The sequence below is a fragment of the Agrobacterium sp. GW821-FHT02D03 genome (assembly GCF_059421725.1).
On sequence record NZ_JBWKVN010000002.1, the window covers coordinates 477,882 to 492,513 of the forward strand.

The 14,632-nt window shown below is 60.2% G+C and carries 13 protein-coding genes; 12 read left to right on the forward strand and 1 reads right to left on the reverse strand.

The genetic code is table 11. The features are described 5' to 3' along the window. Positions 1 to 6 precede the first annotated feature (6 nt). The 3 genes from AC07U5_RS15640 (at position 7) to AC07U5_RS15650 (ending at position 3,167) form a co-directional block, all read left to right on the forward strand. Positions 7 to 1,245: an extracellular solute-binding protein gene (locus tag AC07U5_RS15640; protein ID WP_062427677.1), complete on the forward strand. Its 1,239-nt coding sequence runs from the start codon at positions 7 to 9 to the stop codon at positions 1,243 to 1,245. 159 nt (positions 1,246 to 1,404) lie between these two features. After that, a complete protein-coding gene (locus AC07U5_RS15645; protein WP_494723558.1) occupies positions 1,405 to 2,322 on the forward strand; it encodes a carbohydrate ABC transporter permease in 918 nt (305 codons plus the stop codon). After that, on the forward strand, positions 2,319 to 3,167 hold the full coding sequence (locus tag AC07U5_RS15650; RefSeq protein WP_062445176.1) for a carbohydrate ABC transporter permease: 849 nt from the start codon (positions 2,319 to 2,321) through the stop codon (positions 3,165 to 3,167). The genes AC07U5_RS15645 and AC07U5_RS15650 overlap by 4 nt, the downstream gene beginning before the upstream one ends. Before the next feature lie 6 nt (positions 3,168 to 3,173). Here the strand turns inward: AC07U5_RS15650 and AC07U5_RS15655 are convergent, their stop codons facing one another. Then, positions 3,174 to 4,022 carry a MurR/RpiR family transcriptional regulator gene (locus AC07U5_RS15655; RefSeq protein WP_062597573.1) on the reverse strand — a complete coding sequence of 283 codons (849 nt, stop codon included), beginning with the start codon at positions 4,020 to 4,022 and terminating at the stop codon, positions 3,174 to 3,176. A 119-nt stretch (positions 4,023 to 4,141) separates the two neighbouring features. On the opposite strand from AC07U5_RS15655, the gene murA reads away from it, so the two are divergent. The 9 genes from murA (at position 4,142) to AC07U5_RS15700 (ending at position 14,627) form a co-directional block, all read left to right on the forward strand. Continuing rightward, complete coding sequence (gene murA, locus AC07U5_RS15660) at positions 4,142 to 5,398, forward strand: UDP-N-acetylglucosamine 1-carboxyvinyltransferase (RefSeq protein WP_494723559.1); 1,257 nt, start codon at positions 4,142 to 4,144, stop codon at positions 5,396 to 5,398. Then, entirely contained in the window at positions 5,395 to 6,279 is an 885-nt protein-coding gene (locus AC07U5_RS15665; RefSeq protein ID WP_494723560.1) for a glucosamine kinase nucleotide-binding domain-containing protein, read from the forward strand. Before murA ends, AC07U5_RS15665 begins: the two co-directional genes overlap by 4 nt. A gap of 109 nt (positions 6,280 to 6,388) precedes the next feature. Continuing rightward, entirely contained in the window at positions 6,389 to 7,312 is a 924-nt protein-coding gene (gene murQ, locus AC07U5_RS15670; protein WP_494723561.1) for an N-acetylmuramic acid 6-phosphate etherase, read from the forward strand. Between the two features lie 69 nt (positions 7,313 to 7,381). Next, a complete protein-coding gene (locus AC07U5_RS15675) occupies positions 7,382 to 8,896 on the forward strand; it encodes an ABC transporter substrate-binding protein (RefSeq protein WP_494723562.1) in 1,515 nt (504 codons plus the stop codon). Positions 8,897 to 8,920: 24 nt separating this feature from the next. Next, positions 8,921 to 9,883 (forward strand): ABC transporter permease, encoded by a 963-nt coding sequence (locus AC07U5_RS15680; RefSeq protein WP_062427670.1) that lies wholly within the window; start codon positions 8,921 to 8,923, stop codon positions 9,881 to 9,883. Further along, the gene (locus AC07U5_RS15685; protein ID WP_062427669.1) at positions 9,880 to 10,722 is read left to right on the forward strand and encodes an ABC transporter permease; all 843 of its coding nucleotides are present in this window, start codon (positions 9,880 to 9,882) and stop codon (positions 10,720 to 10,722) included. Before AC07U5_RS15680 ends, AC07U5_RS15685 begins: the two co-directional genes overlap by 4 nt. After that, positions 10,719 to 12,470, forward strand: a complete 1,752-nt coding sequence (locus AC07U5_RS15690) for an ABC transporter ATP-binding protein (RefSeq protein ID WP_494723563.1) — start codon at positions 10,719 to 10,721, stop codon at positions 12,468 to 12,470. Before AC07U5_RS15685 ends, AC07U5_RS15690 begins: the two co-directional genes overlap by 4 nt. A gap of 13 nt (positions 12,471 to 12,483) precedes the next feature. Further along, positions 12,484 to 13,500 (forward strand): serine hydrolase domain-containing protein, encoded by a 1,017-nt coding sequence (locus tag AC07U5_RS15695; RefSeq protein ID WP_494723564.1) that lies wholly within the window; start codon positions 12,484 to 12,486, stop codon positions 13,498 to 13,500. A gap of 11 nt (positions 13,501 to 13,511) precedes the next feature. Further along, positions 13,512 to 14,627 (forward strand): anhydro-N-acetylmuramic acid kinase, encoded by a 1,116-nt coding sequence (locus tag AC07U5_RS15700; RefSeq protein ID WP_494723565.1) that lies wholly within the window; start codon positions 13,512 to 13,514, stop codon positions 14,625 to 14,627. Positions 14,628 to 14,632: the final 5 nt, after the last annotated feature.

Genomic DNA, 14,632 nt, shown 5'->3' on the forward strand with positions numbered 1-14,632 from the left:
GAACAGATGAAACGATTTTTACTGGGAGCGGCGATTGCCTGCAGCACCATCCTGTCGGCCAGCGCAACCTTCGCAGCAGACCTGACCTTCTGGACCTGGCGCCAGGAAGACAAGGCCGAATATGAAAAGTTCTTCGCCGATTTCAACAAGGCGAACCCGGACATTACGGTCAAGTTCGAGGCCTTCGAGGCAACCAGCTACAACACCGTCCTTTCCACCGCGCTTGCGGGCGGCAAGGGTCCGGATCTGATGATGACCCGCACCTATGGCGGCATTGAAAGCCTGGCGGGTGCTGGCTATCTCATGCCGCTGGACGATACCAAGATCCCGGCACTGAAAGGCTTCTCGGAACCGGCTCTTGCCTCCGCAACGATGCGCTCGGACAAGACGCTCTATGCCGTTCCCGCCGCAAGCCAGACCATGCTCGTCATCTACAACACCGAGATTTTCGAGAAGAACGGCATCACCGAGCCGAAAAGCTGGGACGAGTTCATTGCGGCTTGCGAGAAGCTGAAGGCAGCGGGCGTAATGCCTTTTGCCAATGGGACGGCAACCGGCTGGCAGAATGAGACCATCGTCTCAGCCCTCACCTCGTCGATCATGGGCAAGGCCTTCTACGCCGACCTGATGGCGGGCAAGACCGATTTCAACGACAAGCGCTATGTCGAAGCTCTGACCAAGCTCAAGGAGATCTCCCAGTACTTTCCCGATGGTTTTGTTGGTCTCGACTACGCCTCCGCGCAGCAATTGTTTACGTCCGGCATGGCTGGCATGTTTGCCGGTGGCTCTTTCGAGCTTGCCAACTTCGCCAAACAAAATCCGGATCTGAAGATGGGTGTCTTCGCCGCCCCCGGCCTGAAGGCGGAGGATGAGAAGCTGGTCGGTCTTTTCTACGACTCCGGCTTCGGCGGCAATGCCAAGCCGAAAGACCCGCAAGCCGTGCTGAAGTTCCTCAACTACGTTTCCAGCAAGGACTTCGGACAGGCCTTCGCCAACGGGCTGAACAACGTATCTGCTGTTCCAGGCGTCACCTTCGATAATCCTCTGCTGGCCGAAGTCGCCGCGCTCAACAAGGACTCGATCCCCTATATGACGCTCGTCAACTTCCGCTACGGCGAACCGACGGGCTCGAACCTGATCCAGGCGGGCGTTTCGAAGATGCTGAACGGACAGGCGACGCCTGCCGAAGTCGGCAAATCGATGACCGATGGTCTCGCCGCCTGGTATGCGCCGTTCAAGAAGTGACCGGACGTCACAGCCAGACTGAGAACCGTTTGGCCTGTGACGTTTCGCACGGATCGAGAGCACGACGGTGAACCGCCTTTACCGCCGATGCTCTCGCCGGCCGCTCCTCAATGGAGCGGCCCACTCCACCGATCGATGGCCGTTGGGATAGGTTCGATGATGTCCAGTAAGTTGACAGGCAGAAGACTTTGGATTGCGGCCCTTGTGGTCCCGCCGATCGCCTTCATGTGCCTGTTCCTCGTCTACCCGATCCTGTCGGCCTTCGCCTATGCCTTCTATGAGTGGCGAGGCCTGGTCCGCGGCGACTTCGTCTGGTTCGACAATTTCCACCGCGTGCTCTTCGAGTACCCCTTCTCCGAACGCACGATCAACGCCTTCAAGCACAATATCTTTGTCTTCTTCGCCCTGATGGTGCTTCAAAACGGCGTTGGCTTTATCCTTGCCTACTGCCTGTGGCGCGAACTTTGGGGCGCGCGCTTCCACCGCATCGCCGTCTTTCTTCCCGTCGTGCTCTCCACCGTTATTGTCGGCCTGCTGTGGAAGCTCTTCTATCATCCGCTCTTTGGCGCAGTGAATGCCAGTCTGAGGGCCGTCGGGCTGGGCAGTCTCGCCCAGCCCTGGCTCGGCCAGGATTCCACGGCATTGACGGCCATCGTCGTAGCCAATGCCTGGCACATGGTCGGCTTTCCGACACTGGTCTTCCTCGCCGGGATGCAGCGCATACCCTCGGAAATCCTCGATGCCGTGCGCATGGAGACCGAAAGCGAATGGGTGAAGATGAGTAAGATCGTCTGGCCGCTGGTTGCCCCTTCGGCGACCGTCGTCTTTACCCTGCTCTTCGTTGGTGCCTTCAACTGGTTTGAGTTGCCCTTCATCATGGCTGGCGTGGACGGCAATCCGCATGAGGCAACGGATGTGCTCGGGCTTTACTTCTACCGCACCGCGTTTGGCAGCATGTCCGCCTCGGCTGAGAACTTCGGGCCCGGCAGCGCGCTTGCCGTGCTAATCTTCCTGTTCATTGCCGTGATCTCCAGCGTCATCACAGTCAGGCTGCGCAGGCGGGAGATCCAGCTATGAGGAAGGGGATCGACCGCGGCAGCTTTCGCACCTATGGCTGGGATGGCCTGATCCAGATCCTGCTCATCGGCAACAGCATCGTCATGCTGACGCCGATCGTCATCATGTTCTTTTCCGCCTTCAAGACCAACGCGCAGATCTTTCAGTCCCCCTTCTCCATTCCCGATTTCACCAATGTCAAAAGCCTTCTTCGCGTGTGGAACGAGACGGACTTCCTGCTCTATATGAGCAATTCGCTCATCGTCACGGCAAGCTCGATTGCGCTTATCCTTATCCTCGGCACGATGGCGGCCTATGCCATCGCCCGTTACGAGTTCCGAGGCTCCGGCTTCATTCTTCTTTTCTTTCTGGCAGGACTGACCTTGCCGCTGAAACTCGCCATCATTCCGCTCTTCATCCAGATGCGGGATTTCGGTCTGATCGACTCGCGGCTGTCGCTGATCTTCATCTATGTCGCCACCGGGCTGCCGACGACCGTCTTCATCCTCACCGGCTTCATCCGCAGCCTGCCGAACGAGTTGGAGGATGCTGCCCGCATGGATGGCGCCAATGAAGCGCGCATCATGTGGTCCATCATGCTGCCATTGGTGCGCCCGGCCATGGTGATTGCCGCGATCCAGAACGTCGTGCCGATCTGGAACGACTTCTTCTTCCCGTTGATCTTCATTCAGAACAACAATCTGAAGACCCTGCCCCAGGGACTGACTGCCTTCATGGGCGAGTTCGGTACGGATTGGGGCGTGCTGTTTTCCGGGCTGACGCTGTCGGCACTGCCGATCATCATTCTCTACATTGCGCTATCGCGGCAGTTCATCAACGGCATGACGGCAGGCGCGATCAAGTAGCCACGGTCAAGACTTGAGAACGGAGACCGCGGCCTCGCTGGCATGAATGGCGTCATTGGCGCCGGGAATTTTAGCGATCAACAGCAGGAAGACCAGATCGCAGATGGCAAGCTGCGCATCGCGCGAGGTGATGGCGGAAGAGCGCACACGCTCCTCATCCGCCACGGTATGAAGCGTGATATCGGCGATCTGGCTCAGACGATTGCCATGAAGACCCGTCAGGGTGACGACCGTGGCGCCGCCCTTTTTCGCCAGTTCCGCCAGCCGGATCGTCTCGTTGGTACTGCCGGAGTGTGAGATGGCGAAGAGCACATCGCGATTGTTGAGCGAAGCGGCATTGGCCATCTGCACATGCGGATCGCGATCCATCAGCGCCACCAATCCGAGCTTCAAGAGCTTGTAGGAAAAGTCGCGGGCAACGAGCGAAGAAGCGCCGATACCGGCGAGATGAATGCGCCTTGCGGACGCCAGCGCTGAGACCGCCGCGGTGACCGCGTCTTCGGCATTCACCTCCATCGTCTGCTGCATGGCGGAAACCTTGCTTGCCACGAGCTTCTGCTGGATGGTGACGAAGTTATCGCCCGCATCGATCGTCCCGTGGATCATGCCGGACGGAACACGCCATTCCTGCGCCTTGGCCTTGGTCACGGCGAGTTTCAGCTGCTGATAGCCGTCATAGCCGATCTTCTGCGAGAATTTCACGACGCTGGATTGGCTGCGGCCGGTTGCTGCGGCAAGTTCGGCAGACGAAAGCTGCACCATGCGATCGGGATCATCGACGATGAACTGGCCGATCTGGCGCTCAGCATCCGTCATGAATTCCAACTTCGCCTGGATGACCTTCAAGACGGACATGGCGTTCCCCCGATCGGAATAAGATATTCGTAAATCAAAAATTCTCTGGAATATTATAGCGCTTATCTTATGATTGGCTATCCAGATTTCAGCATCAGTTTTGACCCGGAAGGTCTTTTATGGATGAGCTGCATATCACCGGCGGAACGAGGCTTGATGGCGCGGTTCCGATCGCGGGCGCCAAGAACGCGGCCCTGCCGCAAATCGCTGCCGCCCTCCTTTCTCCGCATCCGCTCGAGTTGACGAATCTGCCCAAGGTATCGGATGTCGACAACATGCTGCGCATCATCTCGCTTTACAGCGCTGAGGTTCAGCGAAACGCTGGCGGCACCGTCATCAACGCGCAGAATGTGACGCCGGGCGAAGTCGACTACGAGACCGTGCGCAAGATGCGCGCCTCGATTCTGGTGCTGGCGCCGCTCCTTGCCCGCTTTGGCTCGGCGCGGGTGTCGCTGCCCGGCGGCTGCGCGATCGGAGCGCGCCCGGTCGATATGCATCTCAAGGTTCTGTCGGCCCTTGGTGCGGCGATTGCCGTGGAAGGAGGCTATATCGTTGCAAATGCCCCGGACGGATTGAAAGGTGCTCGCGTCGTTCTGCCCGGCCCTTCCGTTGGTGCCAGCGAAACGGCGTTGATGGCGGCGTGCTGTGCAACCGGCGAAACGGAAATCCTCAATGCGGCGCGCGAACCGGAAGTGATCGATCTCGTCGCCTGTCTTTCTTCCATGGGTGCGGAGATTGAAGGCGCTGGCACGCATAGGCTTCTGGTCAAGGGCAGCACGACCTGGCGTGCCGCGAGCCACCACGCCATTGCAGACCGTGTCGAGGCTGGCACCTATGCGGCAGCGGCGATGATCACCGGCGGGCGCATCGAACTCGTCAACGCCCGAATGGAACATCTCTCATCGGTTCTGCAGGTGCTGGAAAGCATGGGCGCCACCGTCTGGCCCGGAGATCGTGGCGTCGTCGTCGAAGGGCATGGGCGGATCAAGCCTGCCGATTTCACCACCGAACCCTACCCAGGCTTCCCGACGGATTTGCAGGCACAATTCATGGCAATGGCCTCGATTGCCGAGGGTGCCAGCGTCATCCGCGAAACCATCTTCGAGAACCGCTTCATGCATGTGCCGGAACTCTCCCGGCTCGGCGCCAATATTGCGCTCAACGGCTCCGTCGCCACAGTCCGGGGGCAGCCATCCCTCAAGGGCGCTCCGGTGATGGCGACCGATCTGCGCGCCTCCGTGTGCCTCGTGCTGGCGGCGCTTGCAGCGCAAGGTGAAACCATTATCAAGCGCGTCTATCATCTTGATCGCGGTTACGAGCAACTGGACCGCAAGCTGGCCCAATGCGGCGCCAACATTCGTCGCGTGTCGCTATGACGAAGCCACGTATCGACCAGACACTTTATCTCGGCGTCGATGGCGGCGGCACGGGCTGCCGGGCGAGGATCGTCGATGAGGATGGTCACGTCATCGGGCAAGGACTGTCCGGCCCGGCCACGACGCGCCTCGGGGTACCCAATGCCTGGGCATCGGTGCTGCGGGCCTGGACGGGTGCAGCCGAAGAGGCCGGCCTTGATCCTTCCAACGCCCCGAATGTCGTGGCAGGCATCGGCATTGCCGGGCTAACGCGTGCGGGCTCGCGCGAACAATTGGAAGCCCTGCCTCATCCTTTCGGCAATATCTGCTTCACCTCTGACGGTGCCGCCGCCTGCCTTGGCGCGCATTCCGGTCACGATGGCGGCATCGTGATCGCCGGCACCGGCTCGATCGGGCTGGCACTGGTCGGTGGCGAGGAAAAACGCGCTGGCGGCTACGGCTTCCCGATCTCCGATGAAGGGAGCGGTGCCGATATGGGATTGAAGGCGATCCAATCCGCCCTTCTCGCCTTTGACGGACGCCGGGAGAGGACCGCTTTGCTCTCCGAGGTTCTCAACCGCTTCGATCACCTGCCCGCCAACATCGTCGGCTGGATGGACAAGGCAACCGCGACGGATTACGCGACGCTCGCTCCACTGGTCCTGCGTCATGCCGATCAGGGAGACCCTGCCGCCCGCCAGATCGTTCAGTCCGGCGCGGGCCATATCGATGGACTAGTACGACGCCTGATAGAGTATGGTGCACCGGCTGTCACCCTGCTCGGCGGCCTCTCCGGACCGCTGGAGCCCTGGCTTGCGCCCGACGTGCGAAAACGTTTGAAACCCGCGGATGGCGACGCCGTCGCTGGTGCGATAACCCTGGCAAAACGCCTGTCGTCCTGAACGCAATCCGAGCGGATACTGAGCCGCGACAAACGGAATAATATATTCCAATATTAATTGACACGCGGAATATACGATCGTAGTCTGTTAAAAAATCGAGTGAGGATCCATGTCGCACCTGCACCTGATGGCGGAACTTGAGCAGCTGGTTTCTGAAGCTCGAAACCCAAATTCCATGTCGATCGACCTGCTGCCAACAGAAGAGATCCTGCGGGTCATGAATCGGGACGATTCGCTCGTGCCAGAGGCGGTCGCCAAAGTCATTCCGCAGATTGCAGAGGCCGTGGAGGAGATCGTTCGCGCCTTCCGTAGCGGTGGACGCTTGATTTACATCGGCGCGGGCACCAGCGCGCGCCTTGGTGTCCTCGATGCATCCGAATGCCCTCCCACCTTTTCCGTACCGGAAGGCATGGTTGTCGGTCTCATTGCCGGTGGTCCACGCGCCATTCTACATGCGGTGGAAGGCGCCGAAGATGATGTGGAGGAAGGCAAGCGCAATCTTGCGGAGATCAATCTCTCCGCCAACGATGTTGTGGTCGGCATCGCGGTGAGTGGCCGCACACCTTATGTTGTCGGCGCGCTGACCTATGCGCAATCCATTGGCGCAAAGACCGTGTCTTTGACCTGCAACCCGCATTCGACGCTGGCCGACATCGCCGATATCGCCATATCGCCGGTCGTCGGGCCGGAAGTTGTCACAGGCTCGACGCGGCTGAAATCCGGCACGGCCCAGAAGCTCGTCTTGAACATGCTGACGACCGCCAGCATGATCCGCATCGGCAAGACCTACGAAAACCTGATGGTCGATCTGACCATCAGCAATCAGAAGCTTCGCGCTCGCGCCATCCGCATCATCATGGAAGCAACCGGGTGCTCGGCGGAAATTGCAGAAGATCAACTGACGGTGAGCGGCAACAATGTGAAGCTCGCCATCCTGATGATCCTGAGCGGGCTGAACCGGGACGAAGCCGAGGCGGCACTGGTTCGTCATGACGGCTTTTTACGCAAGGCACTGACTGAAAAAACCGATTGAACGCGAGACGTGCTGCATACCCGGCGTTCGAAAAAGAGACGGGATCAGCCAACCAGAGGGAGAATAAGCATGACGATGATCGCTCGAAAATGGCTGGCTTGTGCGGCAATCGCCGGAAGCCTGCTGACGGCTACCGCCGCACCCGGTTTCGCGGCCACCTTGAAGATGGCATGGGCGCAGGATGCCACCGGCCTCGACCCGCATAAGCAGACGGCCTTTTCTTCCATCCGCCTGCTTGAACTGATCTATGAACCTCTGGTCCGCCTGGATGGCGATCTCAAGGTCGTGCCGGCGCTTGCGAAAGAATGGACCTTCTCGCCCGACGCCAAGACACTGACCTTCAAGCTGGACCCAGCCGCCAAGTTTCACAATGGTGCTGCCGTCACCTCCGCCGACGTGAAGGCTTCCTTCGAGCGCATTCTCGACCAGGCGACGGGTGCCGCGGCACGCGCGAACTATCTTTCGATTGCCAGCATCGATACGCCGGACGCCGCGACGGTGGTCTTCAACCTGTCGCAGCCCGATGTTCCGCTGCTGACCGCCATGGGCAGCATCAATGCCGCGATCGTTCCTGCTTCCGAAATCACCTCGGGCAAGATTGGGACGGCTGCCGTTGGCAGCGGCCCGTTCAAGCTGGAAAGCTGGGAGCCGAACCAGAAGGAAGTGCTGAAAGCCAATGCCGCGTGGGCCGGCGGCAAGGTGGGTGTCGATGGCATCGACATCAGCGTGTTGCCGGATGAGAACGCCATTCTTGCAGCACTACGTGCCAAGAAGGTCGATTTCGCCCTGTTGAACGACCCTCTGGTCGCAACGCTTGTGCCGAAGGTTGCGGGACTGACGCTGAACCGTAAGCCGGTTCTCTCCTATCACGCGCTGCAGCTGAACGCGTCGCGCAAGCCGATGACGGAGCTTGCGGTGCGGCAGGCAATCTCCTGCGCTATCGACCGTCAGGATGTTCTCGATACGGCTTTGCTCGGCGAAGGCGAAGTCACCGGACCGCTGACCATGCCGCTCTATCGCTCGGACCCGAACAGCCTCTTCTGCTACAAGAAAGATCTGGGAAAAGCCAAGAAGCTGATGGCCGATGCCGGGCTGACGGATGGTTTCTCCGCAACCGTGATTGCCGCAACCGGCGAACCGCCGACGGCGGCTGCCGAAGCTCAGGTTATTCAGTCGCAGTTGAAGGAAATCGGCATCAATCTCGATATCAAGATGATGGAACTCAATGTCTATGTCGACACTTGGCTCAAGGGCGATTTCGACATGGCCATTGCGCTGAATGGTGGCCGGGCTGATCCTTACACCATGTATAACCGCTACTGGACGAAAGCCGGCAACCTGCAAAAGGTCGCCCACTATATCGACGACACGCTGGACGACCTGATGCAGAAGGGTCGTGTCGAAACCGATGTCGCCAAGCGCAAGGAAATCTTCGCCGCTTTCGACAAGCATCTCGCCGAGGTCTCGCCATGGATCTGGCTCTACACCGGCTATTCCTACACGGCGCAGCAGCAGAATGTCGAAAACTTCGTGGCAACCCCGGATGGCTCTCTCTTCGGCCTTTCCAAGGTCACCGTTAAGTAATGCGTGCATGAGGCGGATGACAACATGACCTATCTGCTACGACGTCTTGTGACATTCCCGCTGGTGATGCTGGGTGTCTCCGTTCTGGTGTTCGTCGCCATCCGCCTCGTTCCCGGTGACTCCATCACCGCCATGCTCGGCACCGAGGCCGGGTTGTTGACGCCGGAGCAGAAGCAGGCGCTATCGGCCTATTTCGGTATCGATCAGGGTTGGCTCGTCCAGTATGGCCGCTGGCTTTCCGGCGTCATCACAGGAAATCTTGGTCTCTCGGTCACCTATGGCAAGCCGGTTCTCGAGGTCATTCTCCAGCGTTTCCCTCTGACGCTGGAGCTCGCCTGCTTCTCCGTGGTGATCGCTCTTCTTCTCGGCCTGCCGCTCGGCGTCTTCGCGGCAACGCGCGCTGGCCGCGGCTCTGATCTCAGCGTCCGGATCTTCGCCATGATCGGGCAATCCACGCCAAGCTTCGTCTTCGGCCTCGGCATCATCTACATCCTCTCGGCAGGCTTCGGCATTCTGCCAGCCATGGGCGATTACGTGCCCTTCACGCAGGATCCGATCGCGAATATCTCGCAGCTGTTTTTCCCGGCGCTGACGCTTGGACTGTCCTTCACCGCCTCCGTCACGCGCATTTCCCGTTCGGCGATGCTGGATGTCTTGAGCGATGACTATGTGCGGACCGCGCGCAGCAAGGGTGTCGCGCGCCGCAACGTCATCTGGCGGCATGCCCTGCCCAACGCTCTCATACCGGTCATCACGCTCTGCGGTGTCGAGTTCGGCTATCTGCTTGGCGGCGCGGTGCTGGTCGAGCAAATCTTTGCACTTCCCGGCCTTGGGCGCATGACGCTGGAAGCCATCCTGCAACGCGACTACGCGCTGGTGCAGGGTGCGGTGTTGTTCGTCGCGTTGAACTTCATGATCGTCAACCTCATCGTCGATCTCGCCTATGTCGCGCTCGATCCGCGCATTCGCTTGGGGAGCCGGTCATGACCTCCCTGCTTTCCCGGCTTTTGCGCCATCCGAGTGGTTGTGTCGGCGCAGCCATCGTCCTCACCTACCTGATGCTGGCGCTTGCCGCCTGGCTTGGCCTGACGCCCTACGATCCGCTGCAACAATTCCGCATCGACCGCCTGCAGGGACCAACTGCCGCTCACTGGATGGGCACCGACATGTTCGGGCGCGATGTCCTCAGCCGGTTGATGATCGGCATCGGTCAGTCCTTCCTCGTCGCCTTTTCCTCTGTCGGCATTGCCGCCGTGATCGGCACGATTCTGGGGCTCACCGCCGCATGGGTCGGCCGTCTGTGGGATGGTGTGGTCATGCGGCTTATGGATATTCTGCTCGCCTTCCCGGCCATCCTGCTTGCCCTGCTGTTCATCACCGTCGTCGGCCCCGGCACCTTCACCAGCATTCTCGCCATCGCCTTCGTCTACACGCCAATCTTCACGCGCGTCGTGCGTGGACCGGCACTGTCGATCAAGGCGCGTGATTTCGTCGATGCGGCCCGCACCTTCGGCAGTTCTACCTCCTACATCCTCACCCGGCACCTGATGCTCAATCTTGTGGCGCCACTGACCGTGCAGGTAACACTGGCATTGGCATGGTCGCTTCTCACCGAATCGGGCTTGAGTTTCCTCGGCCTTGGTACACAGCCGCCGAACTCCTCGCTCGGCCTGATGCTGGCAGATAGCATCAACCTGATGGAAATGGCGCCGTGGCTGCTGATCTTCCCGGGTCTCGCCGTCATGCTCGGCATTCTCGGCTTCAACCTTCTGGGCGATGCGTTGCGCGATCTGCTCGATCCGCGCATGCGACGGGTGGCATCATGACTGAGCTTCTTTCGGTTCAAAATCTGAGTGTCGGCTTTGGTCGCGGCAAAGCCATCAAGCCGATCGTGGACGGCGTGACCTTCACGCTCGATGCGGGCGAAACGCTTTCGATCGTCGGCGAAAGCGGATCGGGAAAATCCGTCACCGCGCTCTCCATCAACCGCCTCATCGACTACAGCGGCGGCAAGATCACCAGTGGTCGGATCGATCTGTCGCTTGCAGATGGAAAGACGCTGGATCTCGCCACTCTGGACACTGGGCGCATGGAGCGGATTCGAGGGTCGGAGATCGGCATGATCTTTCAGGAGCCGATGACCTCGCTCAATCCGGTTCTCACCATCGGCAAGCAGATCGAAGAAGTCTTTCGCCTGCAAGGCAAGGGCGGGACAGAAGCGCGTGCCGAGACACTCCGCGCGCTCGACCGGATGCGTATTCCCGATGCGGCGAGACGCCTCGGCTACTATCCGCACCAGCTTTCGGGCGGAATGCTGCAGCGGGTGATGATCGCGATGGCGCTCGCAGCCTCCCCGCGCCTTCTCATTGCCGATGAGCCGACCACCGCACTGGATGTCTCTGTCCAGGCGCAGATCATGGCGCTTCTCGCCGAGCTTCAACGCGAGACCGGCACCGGCCTGATTTTTATCACCCATGATCTCGGGCTGGTTGCCGGCATCGCCGATCGCGTGCTCGTCATGCAGTCTGGAAAGGTGGTGGAACAGGGAAAAGCTGACGATATTCTCGACCGTCCGCAGCACAGCTACACACAACACCTGCTGAACGCCGTGCCGCATTTTGCCAACGGTCAGCATGTCCGCGACGACGCGCCGCGACTGAAATACGCGTATGAGCCCGCCGTCCTTTCGGTCAAGGAGTTGACCGTACGCTTCCCCACGACGACGGGGCTCTTACGCAGACCCGCCGGCGCAATCCATGCGGTGGAAGCTGTGGCTTTCGAGATATGCCGGGGCGAGACTCTGGCGGTTGTTGGAGAAAGCGGATCGGGCAAATCGACCACTGCCCGAGCTCTTCTCGGTCTGGTCAAGACCACACGAGGCTCTTTTACCACGCAATCGTCCGAGTCGACAAAGGCGCAGAAGCCGATGCAGATGGTGTTCCAAAACCCCTATGCATCGCTCAATCCGCGTCTCGATGTGCAAAGCCTTTTGGCCGAGCCCGTCATTGCAGCGGGCATCCGGATCGACGGACAGATCACCTCGCGCATGACAGCGCTTCTCGATCGCGTTGGCCTTCCATCCGATAGCCTCACCCGCTATCCGCATGAGTTTTCCGGCGGCCAGCGCCAGCGTCTTTGCATCGCCCGCGCGCTTATGCTCGATCCCTCCATTCTCGTGCTGGACGAGGCAGTGTCGGCGCTCGATGTGTCCGTCCAGGCTCGCGTTCTCGATCTTCTGATCGACCTGCAAAAGGAGCGCGATCTTGCCTATCTCTTCGTCTCGCACGACATGGCTGTGGTCGAACGCATCGCCCACCGCGTGGCCGTGCTCTATGCAGGCCAAATCGTCGAAATCGGCGACGCCCGCTCCGTCTTGTCGAATCCCCAACACAGCTATACCAAGAAGCTGATTGCAGCAGTGCCGACCATGGAACGGCGGCGCGAGCGGTATGAGCTGAACACTGAGGCGATGCCGACATTGCTACGTCCCGAGGGCTTCGAGCCGCAGCCTTCACGCTGGGACCATTTTGGCGCCGACCACCGCGTGAAGCTTGAAATGGCGGCAACCAACTGAGGGGGAAAGATCCATGGCCGAAGTACAGTCGCCTCTCCTTACGCCTTTCGACAGTGGGTTTGGTCTCCTGAAAAACGCCGTGGAGGACGGTCGCATTCCAGGCGGCGTCTTCGGCATGGTCGACCGTGAGGGCAAGCGACTGACAAGAGCAATCGGCCACGCGCAGAAGGTGGGTGGCGAGCGCCCGACGATGCTCGACACATGGTTTGATCTCGCTTCGCTGACCAAGGTCATCTTCACCACGCGCAAGATTCTCGAATTGGCAGTTTCAGGCGCGATCGATCTCGATAGTTCCATTACGACGCTCATTCCCGATTTCCGGCAATACGCCCCAGATTGCTGGGAACGGAAAGTGACTTTCCGCCAGTGCCTCGGCCACCAGACCCCGTTTCCGGCGGTAGAGCCGATCTACACCTACGGCGATGACCCCGACCGTCTGCGCGCCTTTGTCCTTCAGCGCGAATGGCGACATGGCGAGCCTGCCTATTCGGATATCAATTATATCCTGCTTGGCATCGCTCTTGAGAGGTTGGAAGCCAAGCGCATCCGCGAGATGGATGCCGGCGCGGGCTTTGCCTTTGAGAGCACGCCTGAAGAAACCGCGGCCACCGAATTTTGCACCTGGCGCAACCGGATAATCTGCGGCGAGGTGCACGACGAGAATTGTTACGCGCTCCAAGGCTCCGGCCATGCGGGACTGTTCGGCACTGTCGATGCCGTTCTCGACTATGCCCAGTCGCTGTTGACAGGGAACGAGAACAGCGATCCCGTGGTCAGACTGATGCGCCAACCGCTTTCCGACAAACGCACCCACGGCTGGGAGCGCCCCTATGACGGTTGGTCGGGTGGCGCACTCTGCAATGATAGCGTTATCGGCCATACCGGCTTCACCGGCACCGGTCTCTGGGTCGATTTCGACAAGGGCCGCGCCTGGACCTTGCTGACCAACCGCGTGCATCCGAGCCGCCACGTCGATAGCGGCATTTTCGCACTGCGCGCTGCCATCGGCGATATGATCAACACGCATTGAGGAGAGACGACATGGAACCGATCTGGGCCGTGGGTTTGATGACGGGAACCGTGCTGGATGGCAACATCGACGTTGCGCTTCTTCACACCGATGGAGAACGCGTCGAGCGCTTCGGTGCCTACACGCTCGCACCCTATGATCAGGCGGTTCGCGATCTTCTGGAGGAGACGCTGGCTGAGGCCCGCAAATGGAATTTCGAAGGACCGGAGCCGGAGATTTTTGGCCGAGCCGAAGACGCGCTGACCCGCGCTCAGTCCGCTGCCGTGGCAGAGCTTGTGAAGGATGCCGGGCTTTCGTTCTCCGATATCGGCGTCGTCGGCTTCCATGGGCAGACGGTTCTGCACCGCGCGCCGCAACCGGGTCGCCTTGGCGCCACGCGGCAACTGGGCGATGGCGAATTGATGGCGAAGCTGCTCGGCACCAAGGTCGCCTTTGATTTTCGCAGCGCCGATGTTCGCGCTGGTGGACAAGGTGCCCCGCTTGCTGCCGCCTACCACTCGGCGCTGCTGAAAGGCGTTGCGCAGGATGGGAGTGCTGCCATCCTCAATCTCGGCGGCGTCGGCAATGTCACCTGGAGCGATGGCAAGGGCCATGTCGTTGCCTTCGATACCGGCCCGGCCAATGCCCCGATCAACGACTGGATCAAGCAGCATGGACTGGGCGATATGGACCGTGACGGCTTGATCGCCGCATCGGGTCACGTCAACGAAGAGCGACTGGCAAAGCTGCTGCAGCATCCCTATCTCACCGCCCGCTTCCCGAAATCGCTGGACCGCTTCGATTTCGGTGCCAGCATGGCGGACGGCCTTTCGCTGGAAGACGGCGCAGCCACGCTGACGGCCTTCACCGCCTCCGCCGTCGGCAGGGCACTGGACCTTCTTCCACAGCGCCCGGAGAGACTGTTCGTTAGTGGCGGCGGGCGCCATAATCCGACGTTGATGAGAATGCTGGCAAAGCTGGCGCGAGTGGACGCGCAGCCTGCTGAAACACTCGGCTGGCGAGGCGACGCCGTAGAAGCCGAATGCTTTGCTTTTCTGGCTGTCCGCGTGCTGCGCAATATGCCGATCAGCTTCCCCACCACGACCGGTGCACCCGAACCGATGACCGGAGGTCGACTGGCGGCCTGAAATTT

What these genes read in the sequence shown, in the direction of transcription:
- murA (WP_494723559.1), top strand. Translation starts at nt 4,142, where the DNA reads ATGGATGAGCTGCATATCACCGGCGGAACGAGGCTTGATGGCGCGGTT.
- AC07U5_RS15695 (WP_494723564.1), top strand. Translation starts at nt 12,484, where the DNA reads ATGGCCGAAGTACAGTCGCCTCTCCTTACGCCTTTCGACAGTGGGTTT.
- AC07U5_RS15700 (WP_494723565.1), top strand. Translation starts at nt 13,512, where the DNA reads ATGGAACCGATCTGGGCCGTGGGTTTGATGACGGGAACCGTGCTGGAT.
- AC07U5_RS15645 (WP_494723558.1), top strand. Translation starts at nt 1,405, where the DNA reads ATGTCCAGTAAGTTGACAGGCAGAAGACTTTGGATTGCGGCCCTTGTG.
- AC07U5_RS15650 (WP_062445176.1), top strand. Translation starts at nt 2,319, where the DNA reads ATGAGGAAGGGGATCGACCGCGGCAGCTTTCGCACCTATGGCTGGGAT.
- AC07U5_RS15675 (WP_494723562.1), top strand. Translation starts at nt 7,382, where the DNA reads ATGACGATGATCGCTCGAAAATGGCTGGCTTGTGCGGCAATCGCCGGA.
- AC07U5_RS15690 (WP_494723563.1), top strand. Translation starts at nt 10,719, where the DNA reads ATGACTGAGCTTCTTTCGGTTCAAAATCTGAGTGTCGGCTTTGGTCGC.
- AC07U5_RS15680 (WP_062427670.1), top strand. Translation starts at nt 8,921, where the DNA reads ATGACCTATCTGCTACGACGTCTTGTGACATTCCCGCTGGTGATGCTG.
- AC07U5_RS15665 (WP_494723560.1), top strand. Translation starts at nt 5,395, where the DNA reads ATGACGAAGCCACGTATCGACCAGACACTTTATCTCGGCGTCGATGGC.
- murQ (WP_494723561.1), top strand. Translation starts at nt 6,389, where the DNA reads ATGTCGCACCTGCACCTGATGGCGGAACTTGAGCAGCTGGTTTCTGAA.
- AC07U5_RS15685 (WP_062427669.1), top strand. Translation starts at nt 9,880, where the DNA reads ATGACCTCCCTGCTTTCCCGGCTTTTGCGCCATCCGAGTGGTTGTGTC.
- AC07U5_RS15640 (WP_062427677.1), top strand. Translation starts at nt 7, where the DNA reads ATGAAACGATTTTTACTGGGAGCGGCGATTGCCTGCAGCACCATCCTG.
- AC07U5_RS15655 (WP_062597573.1), bottom strand. Translation starts at nt 4,022, where the DNA reads ATGTCCGTCTTGAAGGTCATCCAGGCGAAGTTGGAATTCATGACGGAT.